Annotated in this window: 18 protein-coding genes (1 of these 18 cut by a window edge); 16 read left to right on the forward strand and 2 right to left on the reverse strand. The window is 37.1% G+C overall.

Going from position 1 to position 19,404, the window contains the following annotated elements:
* Nucleotides 1–238 precede the first annotated feature (238 nt).
* From hppD to uvsE, 9 genes are all read left to right on the forward strand, one after another.
* Complete coding sequence (gene hppD / locus MHH42_RS01270; RefSeq protein ID WP_000810910.1) at nt 239–1,357, forward strand: 4-hydroxyphenylpyruvate dioxygenase; 1,119 nt, start codon at nt 239–241, stop codon at nt 1,355–1,357.
* A 66-nt stretch (nt 1,358–1,423) separates the two neighbouring features.
* Nucleotides 1,424–2,380 (forward strand): fumarylacetoacetate hydrolase family protein, encoded by a 957-nt coding sequence (locus MHH42_RS01275; protein WP_000674026.1) that lies wholly within the window; start codon nt 1,424–1,426, stop codon nt 2,378–2,380.
* The gene (locus MHH42_RS01280; RefSeq protein WP_000499906.1) at nt 2,346–3,518 is read left to right on the forward strand and encodes a homogentisate 1,2-dioxygenase; all 1,173 of its coding nucleotides are present in this window, start codon (nt 2,346–2,348) and stop codon (nt 3,516–3,518) included. Before MHH42_RS01275 ends, MHH42_RS01280 begins: the two co-directional genes overlap by 35 nt.
* Nucleotides 3,519–3,741: 223 nt before the next feature.
* A complete protein-coding gene (locus tag MHH42_RS01285; RefSeq protein WP_000809353.1) occupies nt 3,742–5,157 on the forward strand; it encodes an amino acid permease in 1,416 nt (471 codons plus the stop codon).
* A 107-nt stretch (nt 5,158–5,264) separates the two neighbouring features.
* Nucleotides 5,265–6,539: an MDR family MFS transporter gene (locus tag MHH42_RS01290; protein WP_070174045.1), complete on the forward strand. Its 1,275-nt coding sequence runs from the start codon at nt 5,265–5,267 to the stop codon at nt 6,537–6,539.
* 238 nt (nt 6,540–6,777) lie between these two features.
* A complete protein-coding gene (locus MHH42_RS01295; RefSeq protein WP_000161430.1) occupies nt 6,778–7,863 on the forward strand; it encodes a D-alanine--D-alanine ligase in 1,086 nt (361 codons plus the stop codon).
* Nucleotides 7,864–7,923: 60 nt separating this feature from the next.
* Complete coding sequence (gene murF / locus MHH42_RS01300) at nt 7,924–9,300, forward strand: UDP-N-acetylmuramoyl-tripeptide--D-alanyl-D-alanine ligase (RefSeq protein WP_340892727.1); 1,377 nt, start codon at nt 7,924–7,926, stop codon at nt 9,298–9,300.
* 305 nt (nt 9,301–9,605) lie between these two features.
* Nucleotides 9,606–11,195, forward strand: coding sequence for a DEAD/DEAH box helicase (locus tag MHH42_RS01305; RefSeq protein WP_000206605.1), 1,590 nt, complete (start codon nt 9,606–9,608; stop codon nt 11,193–11,195).
* A 93-nt stretch (nt 11,196–11,288) separates the two neighbouring features.
* A complete protein-coding gene (gene uvsE / locus MHH42_RS01310) occupies nt 11,289–12,251 on the forward strand; it encodes a UV DNA damage repair endonuclease UvsE (RefSeq protein ID WP_070174048.1) in 963 nt (320 codons plus the stop codon).
* On the opposite strand, the gene MHH42_RS01315 is transcribed toward uvsE, so the two are convergent.
* Nucleotides 12,244–12,816, reverse strand: coding sequence for a rhomboid family intramembrane serine protease (locus MHH42_RS01315; RefSeq protein ID WP_000908503.1), 573 nt, complete (start codon nt 12,814–12,816; stop codon nt 12,244–12,246). The two genes, uvsE and MHH42_RS01315, sit on opposite strands and share 8 nt — an antisense overlap.
* A 92-nt stretch (nt 12,817–12,908) precedes the next feature.
* Here MHH42_RS01315 and acpS point away from each other — a divergent pair, with 92 nt between their 5' ends.
* From acpS to MHH42_RS01345, 6 genes are all read left to right on the forward strand, one after another.
* Complete coding sequence (acpS, locus tag MHH42_RS01320; RefSeq protein WP_000635049.1) at nt 12,909–13,268, forward strand: holo-ACP synthase; 360 nt, start codon at nt 12,909–12,911, stop codon at nt 13,266–13,268.
* A 156-nt stretch (nt 13,269–13,424) separates the two neighbouring features.
* A complete protein-coding gene (locus MHH42_RS01325; RefSeq protein WP_002037834.1) occupies nt 13,425–14,375 on the forward strand; it encodes a LolA family protein in 951 nt (316 codons plus the stop codon).
* A gap of 117 nt (nt 14,376–14,492) precedes the next feature.
* Entirely contained in the window at nt 14,493–15,662 is a 1,170-nt protein-coding gene (gene alr / locus MHH42_RS01330; RefSeq protein ID WP_000390621.1) for an alanine racemase, read from the forward strand.
* Nucleotides 15,663–15,961: 299 nt separating this feature from the next.
* Nucleotides 15,962–16,249, forward strand: coding sequence for an antitoxin EndoAI (locus MHH42_RS01335; RefSeq protein ID WP_000004570.1), 288 nt, complete (start codon nt 15,962–15,964; stop codon nt 16,247–16,249).
* A 4-nt stretch (nt 16,250–16,253) separates the two neighbouring features.
* Nucleotides 16,254–16,604 carry a type II toxin-antitoxin system endoribonuclease NdoA gene (gene ndoA / locus MHH42_RS01340; protein ID WP_000635963.1) on the forward strand — a complete coding sequence of 117 codons (351 nt, stop codon included), beginning with the start codon at nt 16,254–16,256 and terminating at the stop codon, nt 16,602–16,604.
* Nucleotides 16,605–16,672: 68 nt separating this feature from the next.
* Nucleotides 16,673–18,841 carry a Tex family protein gene (locus MHH42_RS01345; protein WP_070174049.1) on the forward strand — a complete coding sequence of 723 codons (2,169 nt, stop codon included), beginning with the start codon at nt 16,673–16,675 and terminating at the stop codon, nt 18,839–18,841.
* Nucleotides 18,842–18,898: 57 nt separating this feature from the next.
* Here the strand turns inward: MHH42_RS01345 and cmpA are convergent, their stop codons facing one another.
* Nucleotides 18,899–19,015 (reverse strand): cortex morphogenetic protein CmpA, encoded by a 117-nt coding sequence (gene cmpA, locus MHH42_RS01350; RefSeq protein ID WP_001143642.1) that lies wholly within the window; start codon nt 19,013–19,015, stop codon nt 18,899–18,901.
* Between the two features lie 207 nt (nt 19,016–19,222).
* Here cmpA and MHH42_RS01355 point away from each other — a divergent pair, with 207 nt between their 5' ends.
* Nucleotides 19,223–19,404, forward strand: the start of a protein-coding gene (locus MHH42_RS01355) for a SprT family protein (RefSeq protein WP_070174050.1). The gene runs 277 nt beyond the window's last position; 182 of the gene's 459 nt are visible here — the first part of the coding sequence; it begins with the start codon at nt 19,223–19,225; the stop codon falls past the right edge of the window.

Genomic DNA, 19,404 nt, shown 5'->3' on the forward strand with positions numbered 1-19,404 from the left:
TTTTTTGTTTTCCCCTCATATATACCTTCAAGTATGAATATTTTCCCCTTACTTTAAAGAGAAAAAAGTCGAATTTTATATGTAAGAAAAAAAGAGGAATTTGACAGAAAAGATAGAAAATTTTAAAGGTCAGAAATTGTTAGCCTGCTAACTAATTTCTATAAATTGATGTTGGAAGCGTTTTCGGTTGGTTTTAAGTATGGACCATTTAATCTATTTACAGGGGGATGAAGATATTATGAAACAAAAATCTATGGATACGCTAGCTGCACAAATGGAGGACTTTTTTCCGGTACGTGATGTAGATCATTTGGAGTTTTACGTAGGGAATGCAAAACAATCGAGTTATTACCTTGCGAGAGCGTTCGGATTCAAAATTGTGGCTTACTCTGGATTAGAAACAGGAAACCGTGAAAAGGTATCTTATGTTCTTGTGCAAAAAAATATGCGTTTTGTTGTGTCCGGGGCCCTAGGTAGCGATAATCGTATCGCAGAGTTTGTAAAAACTCATGGTGATGGTGTAAAAGACGTTGCATTACTTGTCGATGACGTTGATAAGGCTTACTCGGAAGCGGTGAAACGTGGTGCCGTCGCAATTGCTCCACCTGAGGAGTTAACAGATGAGGACGGTACATTGAAAAAGGCAGTTATTGGTACGTATGGTGATACAATTCACACGCTTGTAGAGCGTAAAAATTATAAAGGAACATTTATGCCAGGATTCCAAAAGGTTGAGTTTAATATTCCATTTGAAGAATCTGGTTTAATTGCTGTAGATCATGTAGTTGGTAACGTTGAGAAAATGGAAGAGTGGGTTAGTTATTACGAGAATGTTATGGGCTTTAAACAAATGATCCATTTCGACGATGATGATATTAGTACAGAGTATTCGGCATTAATGTCAAAAGTTATGACGAATGGAAGTCGTATTAAGTTCCCTATTAACGAACCAGCAGATGGAAAGAGAAAATCGCAAATTCAAGAATATCTTGAATTCTATAATGGAGCAGGTGTACAACATCTTGCCTTATTAACGAGTGATATTGTTAAAACAGTTGAAGCGCTTCGTGCAAATGGTGTGGAGTTTTTAGATACACCAGATACGTACTACGATGAGTTAACTGCGCGAGTTGGAAAAATCGATGAGGAAATTGATAAGTTAAAAGAATTAAAGATTTTAGTAGACCGTGATGATGAGGGCTATTTACTGCAAATCTTTACGAAACCAATTGTAGACCGTCCAACTTTATTTATTGAAATCATTCAACGTAAAGGTTCTCGTGGATTTGGTGAAGGGAACTTTAAAGCATTATTCGAATCAATTGAAAGAGAACAAGAGCGTCGCGGAAATTTATAAGATTTGTATCCACCAGCAAGAATTCTTTTGCTGGTGGAAATTTCATTTTCATAGGGAGGAATTATGATGAAATTTGTTACATTTCGTCTCCCTTCGAAAGAAATGCGAGCTGGGTGGCTTGAAGGTGACAAAGTAATCGATATGAATCTTGCTAGTGACGGAAAAGTCCCTTCCTCTATGCTCGCCTTTTTAGAGAAAGCGGATGAGTATGTAGAGTTGCTGCGTAATAGTAAGAATCCAAACAAGGGTATATATTCCTTAGAAGAAGTACAATTGACAGCTGTTATTCCTAATCCGGGTAGCATTCGAGATTTTTATGCATTTGAACAGCATGTAAAAACAGCTCGCGGACGAAGAGGACTAGATGTTGTACCTGAATGGTATGATGTCCCGGTTTTTTATTTTACTAACCATCGTGCTGTTATTGGTCCAGATGATTTTGTAATTGGTCCGAAGAAGTCTAAAAAGCTTGATTATGAATTAGAGATTGCTTGTGTAATCGGAAAAGAAGGAAGAAATATTTCTCGTGAGCAAGCAGAGGAATATATTTTTGGTTATTGTATTATGAACGACTGGAGTGCAAGGGACTTACAAGCAACAGAAATGAAGGTAGGGCTTGGACCAGCAAAAGGAAAAGACTTTGCAACTTCATTAGGAGCGTATCTCGTTACGAAAGAGGAATTAGACATTTATCGTAATGGTAATCGATATGATTTAGAGATGACTGCTCACGTGAATGGGAAACTATTATCAAAGGGAAATTTCCAAGATATTTACTATACGTTTGCTGAAATGATTGAACGTGCTTCACAAGACGTGACCTTATATCCGGGAGATGTGATCGGTTCTGGAACAGTAGGAACAGGATGTATTTTAGAACTTGGTACAGAAGAGTGGCTACAAGATGGAGATGTTGTAGAGCTGTCGATTACTGGTTTAGGTACGTTACGTAATACGGTCAAAAAAGACATGAAAGCAGGTGATGGACATGTTTTATCGTCACATGGGGGAGCTACCTCATAAACGACATGTACAATTTCGTAAAAAAGATGGAGCGCTTTATCGTGAACAGGTAATGGGAACGAAAGGTTTTTCTGGTACGCAGTCTATTTTGTACCATCATTATATGCCAACGGAAGTAGGTCATGCGGCAGTATCTCATTCTTGTCAGTTGCAGTATGAAGAAGATGTAGCTCTTGCACATCGTCATTTTCGCACGAAAGAAAATAAAAAAACGGGCGATGCAGTAAGCGGAAGAAATTTTATGCTTGGGAATGAGGATTTATTAATTGGAGTAGTGACTCCGACAGAAAAAATGGACTATTTCTATCGTAATGGCGATGGCGATGAAATGTTATTTGTTCATTATGGAACAGGAAAAATCGAAACAATGTTCGGAACGATTCACTATAGAAAGGGTGATTATGTAACGATCCCAATTGGAACGATTTATCGTGTTATTCCAGATGAAGGAGAGACTAAGTTTCTTGTTGTAGAGGCGAATAGCCAAATTACAACACCACGTCGCTATCGCAATGAATATGGGCAATTGTTAGAACATAGCCCGTTTTGTGAGAGAGATATTCGTGGCCCGGAAAAATTAGAGACATATGATGAGAAAGGTGAGTTTGTCGTAATGACAAAGTCGAGAGGATATATGCATAAGTATGTTTTAGGGCATCATCCGCTAGATGTTGTTGGGTGGGATGGTTATTTATATCCGTGGGTCTTTAATGTGGAGGATTTTGAACCAATTACAGGTCGTATTCATCAGCCGCCACCAGTACATCAAACATTCGAAGGGCATAATTTCGTCATTTGCTCTTTCGTACCGCGTTTATACGATTATCATCCAGAATCTATCCCGGCACCGTATTATCATAGTAACGTGAATAGTGATGAAGTACTGTACTATGTAGAAGGAAACTTTATGAGCCGAAAAGGTGTGGAAGAAGGGTCTATTACACTTCATCCGAGCGGAATTCCTCATGGGCCGCATCCTGGGAAAACAGAGGCAAGTATCGGAAAGAAAGAAACGCTTGAATTAGCCGTTATGATAGATACATTCCGTCCGCTTCGTATTGTAAAACAAGCACATGAAACGGAAGATGAAAAGTATATGTATAGCTGGATTGAAGATGGTTCATATACTGTGAAGTAAGCAAAAAGAGGCGTGCTCAATAAAGGAGCACGCCTCTTTAATATGTATAATGACACCAAAATAAGGTGATAGAAAGATTCTCAGAAAGAATAATAAGGATATTGTATATTCCGAAAGATTTCTACTTATTTCGACAAAAGTATTGACGAGAAAAAGTGTTATGGGTAAAATGAAAAAGCGAATTAAAAATTTTCAGAAAATTTAAAACTTGGAGGAGTGGACGATGAAGCAAATTTTTCAAAAGAAGCCTATTGCAAAGTTAATGCAAGAAAGTAAGCAAAAAACGTTAGCGAGAACATTGGGCGCACTGGATTTAACTATGCTTGGAATCGGAGCGATTGTTGGAACTGGTATTTTCGTTCTTACAGGCGTAGTGGCAGCGAAACATTCTGGACCAGCTATTATCTTATCATTCGCGATAGCCGCATTAGCTTGTGCCTTTGCTGCATTTTGTTATGCTGAATTTGCTTCTTCAGTTCCTGTCTCGGGTAGCGTATATACGTATACGTACGCGACGATGGGAGAAGTATTCGCGTTTTTAATTGGTTGGGATTTAATGCTTGAATATTTACTTGCTACATCTGCTGTAGCAAATGGATGGTCCGCTTATTTTCAGTCTTTACTAAAGGGATTTGGGATTCATATTCCGACCATTCTTTCTTCGGCCCCAGGCACAGGAAAAGGTGGAATAATTGATTTGCCTGCAGTCTTAATTATTTTAGTGATGACAGCTCTTTTATCTAGGGGTGTTCGAGAGAGTGCACGTGTAAATAATATTATGGTATTTATTAAAATAGCAGTTGTTCTTATTTTTATCTTTGCTGGTTTTAATTATGTGAAGCCTGAAAACTGGACGCCTTTTATGCCATTTGGTTTAGATGGTGTAATGGCTGGGGCTGCTACAGTATTCTTCGCATTTATAGGATTCGATGCAGTTTCAACAGCTGCGGAAGAAGTGAAACGTCCACAACGTGATTTACCAATCGGCATTATTGCATCGTTATTAATATGTACAGTTCTTTATATCGTTGTTTCACTTATTCTGACAGGAATTGTTCCATACGGACAGCTGAATATATCAGATCCAGTTGCTTTTGCACTTCAATTTATTGGACAAGATGGTTTAGCGGGGGTAATTTCAGTAGGGGCAATCACAGGGATTACAACTGTAATGCTAGTGATGATGTATGGGCAAGTTCGTGTTTCATATGCGATGAGCCGTGATGGATTATTGCCGAAGCGTCTGGCTAAGGTTCACCCGAAATTTAAAACACCGTTTTTAAATACATGGACAACGGGTATTATTGCAGCATTGATTTCAGGATTAATAGATTTAAATGTATTGGCACACCTTGTAAACATGGGGACATTGTCAGCCTTTGCACTCGTAGCTGTTGCGGTTATTGTGATGAGAAAGACTCATCCGGATTTACCAAGAGCATTTAAGGCGCCACTCGTACCATTTTTACCAGCGTTAACAGTAATTTTCTGTTTATACTTAATGCTTCAATTATCAGGGACAGCGTGGATTAGTTTTGGAGTATGGATGGTTATAGGTATAGCGGTTTACTTCTTATATAGTCGAAAACATAGTGTTTTAAATAATAGTAAAAAAGAAGATGATGTAGCGAATTTATAAGTGGAAAAATCCATTCTAATTCTGTTAGAATGGATTTTTTGTTTGAAAATTTACATTTTTCTGAATCTATTATAAGATAATTGTTGGTCAACTAAAGGGGTGAAAATATGAAAAATACATGGCGTGAGCTAAGGGAAATGGATCGTAACGTATGGATTCGATTTATCGGTGAGACATTGAATGGAATTGCGATGATGATGTTAATGCCTTTTTTCGCATTATATTTAAAAGATAAGGTAGATTCTTTATTACAGGTTGGAGTTATTATGGCGCTTTCTCCAATTGCTGCAAGCTTTGGATCGCTTATAGGTGGAAGAATTGCTGATATATATGGAAGAAAGCCGATTATGATATTTTCAATGGCAAGTAATGCATTATTAATGCTCGGCTTTTTATTTATAGAAGGGTTTATTTCATATGCAATTTTATCTGTTTTTTTAGGATTAAGTAATTCTTTATTTCATCCAGCTGCATCAGCGATGGTTGCAGATGTGACCGCGCCAGAAAAAAGAACCGAAGCATATGGTTTATTGCGAATGGGACACAATATAGGTGCTGCAATCGGTCCAATAATGGGTGCATCAGTAGTGATGTTGTCAAAGAATCTTGTGTTTATTATTGCCTCTTCTACGATGCTATTTTATGCATTACTTGTACTAATTCTTATCCAGGAGACAATGCCAAAAGCAGCAGATAAAAAAGAAGAGAATGCAGAGAAGGAATCAGGTGCAGTTTGGAAAGTTTTAATGAGAGATAAGGCGTTAATGATTTATTTGTTAGCAGGTATCATTATTTCTATGGGATTTTCTCAAACAGAAGGCATGTTACCACTTCACTTTGATAATGAAATGAAGGATATTTTTGGAGTTAACAATCCATACCCGTATTTAATGGCGCTAAATGGACTATTAGTTGTGTTGTTCCAGTTTCAAATCTCAAAATGGGCGACAGATAAACCTGTCGGAAAGACGATGTTATACGGGGCGTGTTTGTTTGGAGTTGGTTTGTTTTTTATAGGGTGGCTACCGAAGTGGTTTGGAGAATTTAATACAAATGCTACAATTATTTTAGTGACGTTAATGTTCGTGTATGCCATATATACGTTAGGCGAGATGATTATGTCGCCTGTACAGATGACGTTTGTAGCGAATTTGGCCCCTGAGCATTTGAGAGGAACTTATATGGGAGCAGCGAGTTTGCAATGGATTACGGGAAGTGCATTTGGTCCACTTCTTGGAGGTTTTTTATTAGATAGATTACTCGGACATTTCTTATTTACAATTTTAGGTGTAGGATGTTTAGTTGCAGGTATTGTATACGTTTCTTTAGATCGCCTCGTGGAACAAAGGCAAAAGGACACACTAACCAAACAATCTTCTTAATAAAATAGGTGACATACACAAAAAGGGGATTTCTACATATTTTAGGTACATAACTAGATTAGGTTGCCATTTCATTTTGTGTAGTTGTGAAGAAAATGAAATAGAAAAGTGTAGAAATCCAATAAGTGGTGTCATTTAATTATTTGTGGAAGTTACATTTTATTTCAAATAGGAACTACCTATTTTTATAAAAAGTGCTAAAATAGAAAAATGAAAACAATTGGTTAGGGTGATTTAATTGACGAAAATTAAATTAGGTTTATTATATGGTGGAAAATCAGCTGAGCATCAAGTTTCGTTACAGACGGCTCTTGCTGCTATTAAAGCGTTAAATCAAGATAAATTCGAGATTCATCCGATTTATATTACAGAGCAAGGTCAATGGGTACGCGGTGAGCGTATTGAAGGTGAAGTAACGGATGTTGAAGCTTTAAAAATGAGCGGTGCAGAAAATTCGATTTCTCCGTTATCATTAAGCACGGAAATTATTCCATCTGCAACTTCTGAGGAAGATGCTATCGACGTTATTTTTCCATTACTACATGGACCAAATGGTGAAGATGGAACGGTTCAAGGGTTATTAGAATTAATGAACATTCCTTATGTAGGAAATGGTGTTCTAGCATCATCTGCCGGTATGGATAAAGTTGTTATGAAAAATATCTTTGCAGAAGCTGGTTTGAAACAAGCGAAATATGCATCTTTCATTCGTAGTGCATGGGAAAAAAATCGCGAAGAAGCTTATGACAAAGTAGAAGAGAAGTTAGGGTATCCTTGCTTCGTAAAACCAGCAAACCTTGGTTCAAGTGTTGGTATTAATAAATGTAAAAATCGTGAAGAACTTGAGAGTGCATTCGAAGAGGCATTCCAATTCGACCGCAAAATTATTGTAGAAGAAAATATCGTAGGTCGTGAAGTAGAAGTTGGTGTACTAGGTAACGACGAACCGAAATGTTCAGTTGTAGGTGAAATCGTACCGAAAAAGGACTTTTATGATTATAAGTCGAAGTACATCGATGGTGATACAGCGTTAATTATTCCAGCTGAAATGACAGAAGAAGAGTCTAATGTAATTAAGCGAGATGCAATTGTTGCATTCCAATCTTTAGATGGTGCAGGCTTAACACGAGCTGATTTCTTCTTAACGAAAGACGGAGAAGTATATATTAACGAAGTAAACACAATGCCAGGATTTACGCCGTTTAGTATGTTCCCTCTATTATGGCAACATACTGGATTACCATATCCAGAATTAATCGAAGAGCTAATTCGTTTAGCGATTGAACGTCACGAAGAAAAACAAAAAATTAAATATACAATATAACAAAAAAGGAGGAAGCACTATTCGAAGGAATAGTGCTTCCTCTATGTAAGGAGTGTTTTCATGATTAATCGAACGTTAAAACAAGTAGAACAGATGATAAATGGTACGGGATTAGCAGAGCAGTATGAGGGAATTACTATACAGGGAGTGTCTATTGATACGAGAAAAATCGAAAAAGGAAATTTATATGTTCCGATTCAAGGTGAACGTTTCGATGGACATGCTTTTGTAGATAAAGCTGTTGAAAATGGAGCTGTTGCTACATTATGGATGAAAGATGTAGCAAATCCGCCTGAGGATCTTCCAGTTATTTTTGTAGAAGACACACTATTGGCATTACAAATGTTAGCGAAAAACTATCGCGATCAATTGGATGTTAAAGTTATTGGTGTGACAGGTAGTAACGGTAAAACATCTACGAAAGATATTGTAACAAGCCTTCTTGCGACTAAATTCAAAGTTCAAAAAACAGAAGGTAATTTCAATAACCATATTGGTTTACCTCTTACTATTTTAAACCTAGAAGAAAATACGGAAGTTGCTGTATTAGAAATGGGTATGTCAAGCCGAGGAGAAATTGAATTCTTATCTAAGTTAGCTCGTCCTAATGCAGCTATCATTACGAACATTGGTGAGGCGCATTTAATGGATTTAGGCTCTCGTGAGGCAATTGCAGAAGCGAAATTAGAAATTGTGGCAGGATTACAAGAAGGCGGAGTGTTCGTATATAACGGAGATGAGCAATTATTAACAAATCGTGTTCCTGAAATGAATTTAGCGACGGAAACAGTAACATTTGGTGATGCGAGAGCAAACGATTACTATCCAACGACTGTAACATTACAGGCAACTGGCACACATTTTAAAATGAATAGAGAAGAAAACATTTCATTCTATATACCAGTGTTAGGGAAACATAATGTGTATAATACACTTGCTTCTATGGCGATTGCGAAACATTTTGGTGTGACATGGGAAGAAATGAAACAAGGTTTAGTAACACTTCAAATGACAGGTATGCGCATGGAAATTGTAAAAAAGGATAGTGGGTTAACAATTATCAATGATGCTTACAATGCAAGTCCGACAGCTATGGAAGCAGCATTCCATTTAATGAATGGTTTAGATGGTTTTTCTCAAAAAATCGTTGTGCTTGGTGATATGTTAGAGCTTGGAGACCAAGAGGTTCAATTTCATTATGAAGTAGGTAAATTAATTGACCCAGCAAAAATCTCATATGTATTCACATATGGTAGATTAGGGGCTCAAATTGCTGAGGGAGCGGAAATTAATTTCCCTGGTGAACGTGTAAAGGCCTATCATAATAAAGAAGAGCTTGTAAAAGATTTACAGGCGGTAGTTGGTAATAACGATGTTGTATTAGTTAAAGCATCTCGTGGTATGAAATTAGAAGAATTTATTACGATGTTGAAATAATTGGTGAATATAAATAGGGATGATAGTCACGAAAATAGAAGAAACTTATAATAAGCGCTTACAGAGGATGTTAAAAAATAAAAGTGAAGAAAAAAAGTCCTGAATATGAAAATAAGGTAACAGTTGGGTTTGCTTTTTGCACATACAAAACTTATAATTGATAAAGTGTAATAACGTTTAGAAGTATTTTCGTGTAGAAATACGCCCGTTTATATACGTGAGCATTCAGGAAAAGGGCTTTTCCGCCAATTCGGAAAATGCCTTTTTTTAAATGATAAGTATAGGATAGAAAAGGAGAAGTAACATTGACAACATTTCGAGAATTAGGATTAAGTGAATCTTTATTGCAATCTGTTGAAAGTATGGGCTTTGAAGAGGCTACGCCGATTCAAGCTGAAACAATCCCACATGCATTGCAAGGTAAAGATATTATTGGGCAAGCGCAGACAGGTACAGGGAAAACAGCAGCATTTGGATTACCGCTATTAGATAAAGTAGATACTCGTAAAGAAGCAGTTCAAGGTATTGTTATCGCGCCAACGCGTGAATTAGCAATTCAAGTTGGAGAAGAGCTATACAAAATTGGTAAACATAAACGCGTTCGTATTTTACCAATTTATGGTGGTCAAGATATTAACCGCCAAATTCGTGCTCTAAAAAAACACCCACACATTATTGTTGGTACGCCGGGTCGTATTTTAGATCATATTAACCGTAAAACACTTCGCCTACAAAACGTTGAGACTGTTGTTCTTGATGAAGCGGATGAAATGTTAAACATGGGCTTCATTGAAGATATTGAAGCAATTTTAACAGATGTGCCAGAAACACATCAAACATTATTATTCTCAGCGACAATGCCAGATCCAATCCGTCGTATTGCTGAGCGTTTCATGACTGAGCCTCAACACATTAAAGTAAAAGCAAAAGAAGTAACAATGCCAAACATTCAGCAGTTCTATTTAGAAGTGCAAGAAAAGAAAAAGTTTGACGTATTAACGCGCTTACTAGATATTCAATCTCCAGAGCTTGCGATCGTATTCGGTCGTACAAAGCGTCGTGTTGATGAATTATCAGAAGCATTAAACTTACGTGGTTATGCAGCAGAAGGTATTCATGGTGACTTAACACAAGCGAAACGTATGTCTGTATTACGTAAATTTAAAGAAGGTGCTATTGAAGTTCTTGTTGCAACAGATGTTGCTGCGCGTGGTCTTGATATTTCAGGCGTAACACACGTATACAACTTCGATATCCCACAAGATCCAGAATCATACGTTCACCGTATCGGTCGTACTGGCCGTGCAGGTAAAAAAGGTATTGCAATGTTATTTGTAACACCACGTGAATCAGGACAATTAAAAAATATCGAGCGTACAACAAAACGTAAGGTTGACCGTATGGAAGCACCGACACTTGACGAGGCACTAGAAGGTCAACAACGTTTAATCGCTGAAAAACTTCAAAGCACAATTGAAAATGATAACTTATCATACTACAAGCGTATTGCAGAAGAAATGTTAGAAGAGAACGACTCTGTAACAGTAGTAGCTGCTGCTTTAAAAATGATGACAAAAGAGCCAGATACAACACCAATCGCTTTAACATCAGAACCACCAGTTGTTTCAAGAGGTGGCGGTTCTAAAAAACGCGGTGGTAACGGAGGCGGATACCGTGATGGTAACCGTAATCGTAGTCGTGATGGACGCAGTGGCGATGGTCGTAACCGTGACCGTAACCGTGATGGACGCAGTGGCGATGGTCGTAATCGTGATCGCAATCGTGATGGTGGCCGTGATGGTAACCGTGGTCGTAGAGGTGAAGGTCAAGGTCGCCCTGGATCTTCTTCAAATGGACGCGGCGAAAGAAAACATCATAGCCGTCCACAAGCTTAATAAAAAAAGAGAATGCCCTTTGTTGGCATTCTCTTTTTTTATTTCTAAAATTGTACATACTACATAATAACTCATGTAGAAAAGAGGTACGATATGCTTGTAAGGCTTGGGTATGTTGCGATGAGTGTGCATTTGAAGAACGCATCTCCATCTCAAACGATGACATATGCACAGTTTCAACGGATTGATGATCGAGAGGCTGCGATTCGTAAACTTGAAAGAATCGCTAATTTGAATTTGGAAAATTGCTTGCGGTTATTAAAGCATAATAAGGGGCATGATATATCTTTCTTTCGACTTAGTTCTAAGCTTATTCCTTTAGCGAATCATGAGGAATTGTTAGAGTGGAACTATATTCGTCCATTAAAAGAAAGTTTAAAAGTGCTAGGTGAATACGCAATTCGTATGAATATGCGAATTGATTTCCATCCGGATCATTTTGTTGTACTAAATTCACCGGAGGAAAGTATTTTTAAACAGTCAGTAAAAACTTTGCAGATGCACAAAAAAATGTTAAAAGGTATGGGGATTGAACATAAGCAACGATGTGTATTACATGTTGGAGGAGGTTATAAAGATAAAGAGCTCGCATTAGAACGCTTTATAGAAAATTGGTCTAACGTTCCAAGGGGTATTCAAGAAATGATCATGTTAGAAAATGATGATACAACCTTCACGCTAGCGGAAACATTGTATTTAGGAGAAAAATTAGACATTCCGGTCGTGTTTGATTTGCATCATCATACGATGAACAATGAACGAGAAGATTGGCATGAAGATTGGGCGCGTGTTGTTCATACGTGGGAAACATCTTTGTTACCAGTTAAAATGCATATCTCCAGTCCTAGAGATGAGAAAGACCCGAGGGCACACGCTGATTTTATTGATGTTGATGCATTCTTATCTTTTTTAAGAAGGATTAAGGGAAGTGTTGGGCAAATTGATTGTATGATTGAGGCGAAGCAGAAGGATGAGTCTTTATTTCAACTCATGAGAGACTTAAGTAAACAAATAGATGTGGAAATTATCGATGGTGCGAGCTTTTACATTAAATAAGCTCAGCACCATCGAATTTTTTTGTTAAAAAAGGAGTTAAAATACCACCGGTTATTAATCCTGCTAAATGGCTTATAGGATTGGCGAAAGGATTAAAGAAAGTAAATAATAGTAATATAAGTATCATGATTGAGAAAATAGCAATTTCTTTTGAGTGTGAAGGGCGGTATCGATTGTACAATAAAAATAGTTGGGCGCCTAGTAACCCGAAAATCCCACCAGATGCTCCCGTATGAATGTATTCAGGAGGCATAATAATATAAGAAGCGATATTTCCGGAAATACCGGGAAGAAAAAATAGAATGATAAAAGAAATGTGTCCGAGTTGTTTTTCGATAGAAGAGCCAAGAATAAATAAGCAAATACTATTAGAAAGAAAATGTTGTAAGTCCACGTGTACGAGCAGAGAAGTTATGACACGCCACCATTCTCCTTTAGTGATATATTCATTGTTAGCTGCCATTGGAAAGAGAAAGAAGTCGCCTAACATCATCATGAATAGTTGAATAAGAAGTAAAGAGAGGATGATTGGATTTAAGGAAATGCGAGTGGGTCGTATTAGCATGCTGGTAGTATCACTCCTTTTGCATCAGAATGATTCTCTGTTATTCTTACAATATGAAAGAAGAAAGCTAAATAGAAGAAGGGGATTTCGAAATGATTGTAGGGATTGGAATAGATATTATTGAATTGAATCGAATTGAAAAAATGCTAGATGGAAAGCTTAAATTTATGGAACGTATTTTAACTGAAAGTGAACGTAATGTTGCTATGGAACTGAAAGGGAGTCGCCTTACAGAGTTTGTAGCGGGAAGATTTGCAGCGAAAGAGGCGTATTCAAAAGCGGTAGGCACTGGTATCGGGAAAGAAGTGAGTTTTTTAGATATTGAAGTGAAAAATGATGATAGAGGGAAGCCGCTTCTTATTGCAAATACAGAGCATATTGTTCATTTATCAATTAGTCATAGTAAGGAATTTGCTGTTGCACAAGTTGTTTTAGAAAGCTCGTCACGCTAGTCTGCATATTTCATATCCTTGTCTCATATATTTGAGGTAGCGATAAGGAAGGTACACCTTCCATTCATTTATAGGGGCAAAGGGGCTGAAGTGATGAAAAGGCGTCTGTTTTTAGTTCTTGTCGGTTTATTGACCGTTTTTGTGTTGGCGGGCTGTATGGAAAAGAAACAAGATGATGTTGTGAGAGATTTAGAAGCGAAAGTGAAAGGGATGAAAAGTTATCAAGCTGAAGCGAAATTAACTATTAAAACAGGGAATGAGCCTCAGGAGTATAAAGTGGAAATTTGGCATAAAGAACCTTCTTTTTATCGTGTGAATTTACAGAATGCAAAAAAAGATCAGAGCCAAATTATTTTAAGAAATGAAGAAGGGGTATTTGTATTAACGCCAGCGCTTAATAAGAGTTTCCGTTTTCAAAGTGATTGGCCGCAAAATAGTAGCCAGGCCTATTTATATGAATCACTTGTAAGAGATATTTTGCAGGATAAGAAAAACCTTACTTTCGAGAAAACAGATAAATATTATATTTTCAAAACAAAAACAAACTATCAACATCAAAATATGTTACCGAAACAAGAGATTACATTGAAGAAAAGCGATTTAACACCAGTTTCGGTGAAATTAATGGATAATGATCAAAATGTTCTTGTGAAAGTAGATTTCTCTAAAGTGAAATTCGATGCGAAATTTGATAAAGGTGCATTTGATACGAAACAAAATATGTCTAGAGCGCAAGTAGATGTTCAAACAACAGCGAAAGAAGACAAACCATTTGCTATTTTGTATCCGCGTGATACGCCGCAAGGCATGACTCTGAAAGACGAAAAAGAGTTGAAGACAGACAGTGGCAAGCGTACGATACTCACATACACTGGAAATAAGAAATCCTTTACCTTAATACAAGAAAAGGCAAAAGTTGCAGAGGCTTCGTCAGCGGTAAGTGTAAGTGGAGAGCCGGTTGATCTTGGGTTTACGATTGGTGCATTGACGAAAGAATCTGTAACGTGGTCACATAACGGAGTAGAATATATGCTCGTGTCTAAAGGTTTAGAGCCGAATGAGTTGTTAATGGTAGCTCGTTCAGTTACAGCGAAGCAGGTGAAGTAAACTTCTTAGACGTGGTGATATATGTGCACCACGTCTTTTCTTAGTTTGAAGGTGGATTTCATAAAAGAAGCATATAAAAGAATAAGCTTCGCATATCGTGTATAAGGAAGTGTATTTATGGAAGAAGCGTCATTTTACCGTGATACTTGGGTGGAAGTGGATTTAGATGCGATTTATAACAATATTACGCATATTAAAGAGTTCATTCCGAGTAATGTTGAGATTTTTGCTGTAGTTAAAGCGAATGCATATGGGCACGATTATGTACCGGTGGCTAAAACGGCATTAGAAGCAGGTGCAACAAGATTAGCAGTTGCTTTTTTAGATGAAGCCTTAGTTCTTAGAAGGGCTGGTATTACCGTACCAATTTTAGTGCTAGGTCCTTCCCCGCCTCGAGATATAAATGTAGCTGCTGAAAATGATGTAGCATTAACTGTTTTTCAAAAAGAATGGGTGGAAGAAGCCATCAAACTATGGGATGGTTCATCTATAATGAAATTCCATATTAATTTTGATAGTGGTATGGGGAGAATTGGAATACGCGAACGCAAAGAATTAAAAGAATTCTTAAAGAGTTTAGAAGGTGCACCATTTTTAGAGTTAGAAGGAGTATATACGCATTTTGCAACAGCAGATGAGGTTGAGACTTCGTATTTTGATAAGCAATATAACACGTTCTTGCAGCAGTTAAGTTGGTTGAAGGAATTCGGAGTGGATCCTAAATTTGTCCATACAGCTAATAGTGCTGCAACTTTACGTTTTCAAGGAATTACATTTAATGCAGTACGAATTGGTATTGCGATGTATGGATTATCCCCATCTGTAGAAATACGTCCTTTTTTACCATTTAAATTAGAACCGGCGTTATCATTGCATACGAAAGTTGCTCATATTAAACAGGTGATTAAAGGGGATGGAATTAGTTATAACGTCACTTACCGAACAAAAACTGAAGAATGGATTGCAACTGTTGCGATTGGATATGCAGATGGCTGGCTTAGAAGATTACAAGGATTTGAAGTGCTTGTGGATGGTAAAAGAGTACCGATTGTAGGGAGAGTAACAATGGATCAATTCATGATTCATCTTCCTTGTGAAGTCCCGCTTGGTACGAAAGTTACACTCATTGGACGACAAGGTGATGAATATATTAGCGCTACAGAGGTTGCTGAATATTCCGGGACTATTAATTATGAAATTATTGCAACGATTAGTTTCCGTGTGCCGAGAATATTTATACGACATGGTAAAGTTGTAGAAATCATCAATTATTTGAATAATATATAGAAGATCATCTAATTTGCTTCTTGTCATTTAATTGAGCTTTTTATTGATGGAAAATATGCTCTTTTTTGATGAGAAGCTTTTACTTATAATCACTTTTAATATAAGTTTTGCATAGGAATTCTTTTGTTCCTTGTTTAAAATAAGATGAAAAATAATAGAAGATGAATGTTTTTCCTGTGAATTGGAAAACATAAGCAAGGAATAAGGAAGTCTTTGCAACAGGCTCCATACAATGGTATTATTACAATAGGTGTCATATATATATTTGGGTGTGTAGTTGACGGTGGAGGTGTATTTTTGTGTCCGAATCAAGTGTAACTACTGAAATCGTGGTTCGGTTGCCAAAGCAAATGGTAACGGAATTGGACGGAATTGGAAAACAAGAGAATAAGAATCGCCATGAACTAATTTGCCAGGCAACACAACTGTTATTGCGTCAACATAAGACGAAGAAACGCTACCAACATGAATCAATGCGACGTGGGTACATTGAAATGGGAAAAATTAATCTTGGTATTGCATCTGAAGCTTTCTTAGCAGAGTATGAAGCAGCTCATACGGTAGAACGCTTAGTTAGCGGGGGGTAATATTTTGATTGTAAAACGCGGCGACGTGTATTTTGCAGACCTTTCCCCAGTTGTTGGTTCTGAGCAAGGAGGCGTTCGTCCGGTTCTTGTCATTCAAAATGACATCGGAAATCGTTTTAGTCCAACGGTGATTGTAGCGGCTATTACTGCACAGATTCAAAAAGCGAAATTACCCACTCATGTGGAAATTGATGCGAAAAAGTATGGATTTGAGAGAGATTCTGTTATTTTACTTGAGCAGATTCGAACAATCGATAAGCAACGCTTAACGGACAAAATCACTCATTTGGATGAAGTGATGATGATTCGTGTAGATGAAGCGTTACAAATTAGTTTAGGACTAATAGATTTTTAAATCGGCAGTTTAAGTTGCTCTCTTTGAAGGGCAACTTTTTTTTATTATAGAGGAGGTTACGGTTGTATATGGAAATGGTAGATAATCGACAAGCGTTAATGAAAATGTTAGTGAAAGAATTAGGCTTTACTGAAAAGCAAGTTCGTCATGTTATTCAATTAACAGAAGAAGGTAACACAGTTCCATTTATTGCTCGTTACCGAAAAGAATGGACAGGCTCTTTAGATGAGGTGCAAATTCGTGCAATCTTAGAGAGATGGCAATATATGATGCAGCTTGAAGATAGGAAAGAAGAGGTTCTTCGTCTTATTGGTGAAAAGGGTAAGCTAACCGAAGAGTTGCGCCGTCATATTGTTACCGCAACGAAACTACAGGAAGTAGAAGATTTATATCGTCCTTATAAAGAGAAAAGAAGAACGAAAGCGAAGATTGCAAAAGAAAAAGGATTAGAACCGCTAGCTGAATGGTTATTGTTATATAAAAAAGAAGATCCGGCTAAAAAGGCTATGGAATTTGTTAATGCAGAAAAAGAAGTGGAATCTGCAGAAGAGGCGTTGCAAGGTGCGCAAGACATTATTGCAGAAATCGTTTCAGATGAAGCTGCGTATCGTAGTTGGATTCGGAATGTTACTTTTAGAAAAGGTGTTATGTCTTCGGTTGTAAAAGACGAAGAAAAAGATGAAAAGAATATATATGAAATGTATTACAGTTATGAAGAACCGTTGCAGAAAGTAGTACCGCATCGTGTATTAGCGATGAATCGTGGTGAGAAAGAAGATATATTGAGAGTTTCTGTTGTTCCACCAGTAGATGAGATAATAACTTTCTTATATAAGAAAGTAATCCGTGATAACGATTCAAAAAGTGCGCATTATGTACAATTAGCGATTGAGGATGGTTATAAACGATTAATTCAATCTTCGATCGAAAGAGAAATTCGAAAAGAATTAACAGAAACAGCTGAAGAACAAGCGATACATATTTTCTCTGAGAACTTACGTAATTTATTATTACAACCTCCAATGAAAGGGAAGGTTGTGCTAGCCGTAGACCCTGCATATAGAACTGGTTGTAAATTAGCTGTAGTAGATGATACGGGGAAAGTTCTATATATCGATGTTATTTATCCGCATCCACCTGTTCGTAAATATGATGATGCAAAAACGAAAGTTCTTTCTATTATAGATAAATATCAAGTTGAAATGATTGCAATTGGGAACGGCACAGCTTCTAGAGAAACGGAAGAGTTTATAGTAGATGTATTACAAAGTGTGAAACAGGATGTTTTTTATATTATTGTAAATGAAGCAGGGGCAAGTGTGTATTCGGCTTCCGATTTAGCTCGTGAGGAATTCCCTGATTTCCAAGTTGAAGAAAGAAGCGCGGTTTCAATTGGAAGACGCCTGCAAGATCCACTGGCTGAGCTCGTGAAAATTGACCCCAAATCGGTAGGGGTGGGGCAATATCAACATGATGTAACTCAAAAGAGATTAAATGAATCGTTAACATTTGTGGTAGAGACAGCGGTTAACCAAGTTGGTGTGAATGTAAATACAGCTTCAGTTGCGTTGTTACAATATGTTTCGGGGTTATCAAAAACAGTTGCGAAAAATATTGTAGCTAAGCGTGAGGAAGATGGGAAATTTACGAAGCGTACTGAATTAAAGAAAATCCCTCGTTTAGGCGCGAAAACATATGAACAGTGTATTGGTTTTTTACGTATATTAGAAGGCGCGAATCCGTTAGATCGTACAGGGATTCATCCAGAACAATATAAAAATGTCGAATTGCTACTAAAGAGTCTAGGGTTATCGAAGAACGATGTAGGGAAACCGAACTTGCAGGAGAGTTTAGAGGGAGTGGATGTTTCTAAATTATCTCAAGAGACGGAGATCGGTGAGCCGACATTGGTTGATATTATTGATGCCTTAATTAGTCCAGAGCGAGACATGAGGGATGAATTGCCAAAACCACTTCTGAAAAAAGGGATTTTGAAATTAGAAGATTTACAGCGTGGTATGGAACTGGAAGGGACAGTTCGTAACGTTGTTGATTTTGGTGCTTTTGTTGACATTGGTGTAAAACAAGATGGTTTAGTGCATATTTCTAAATTAAGCAAACAGTTTGTAAAGCATCCATTAGATGTTGTATCTGTAGGGCAAATCGTAAAAGTATGGGTAGATGATATTGATACAAAAAAAGGTCGTGTTGCATTATCTATGTTACCGATTGAATAGTAAGAAAAGAGAGCAGATAAAACTGCTCTTTTTTTATGGAGTAGAAAGTGTAATGGATTATGAGCTTTGATGTATTTTGCTATAATAAAACCAGCATTCATTTAGCAATTTAATTTGATACCGGTTTTTTTCAAAATATGCACGTTGCATTTGTTTTTTTAGCCATGTAGGCATAGGAATCCCTCCTTGTATAATCCTACTCTCAAAAAATTACCTTTGTAGTTAAGGTACTATTGACGAGAGGTTAATGAGTGGATTTCTATTAATGTCGTATTTTTAGAAACCACGCTTCTTGAATGAGGATGGGTATATGTACTATTTAATATATGTATAGGAAGGGAGAAAAGTGTAAAAATATTTTTTTGTTTAGGAGGAATGAGAATGGATGAGAAAGAAATTCAGCAGCTAGTGGAAGAAGTATCCCTACGATACTTCGGGATGCCATTCTTACATAAAGCGATGTTTAATAATAGATTACGTACAACTGGTGGACGTTATCTATTGAAGAGTCACAATATCGAACTGAATTATCGATATTATGAAATGTATGGTAAAGAAGAATT

The sequence above is a fragment of the Bacillus sp. FSL L8-0099 genome (assembly GCF_038006385.1).
Lineage (GTDB): Bacteria > Bacillota > Bacilli > Bacillales > Bacillaceae_G > Bacillus_A > Bacillus_A toyonensis.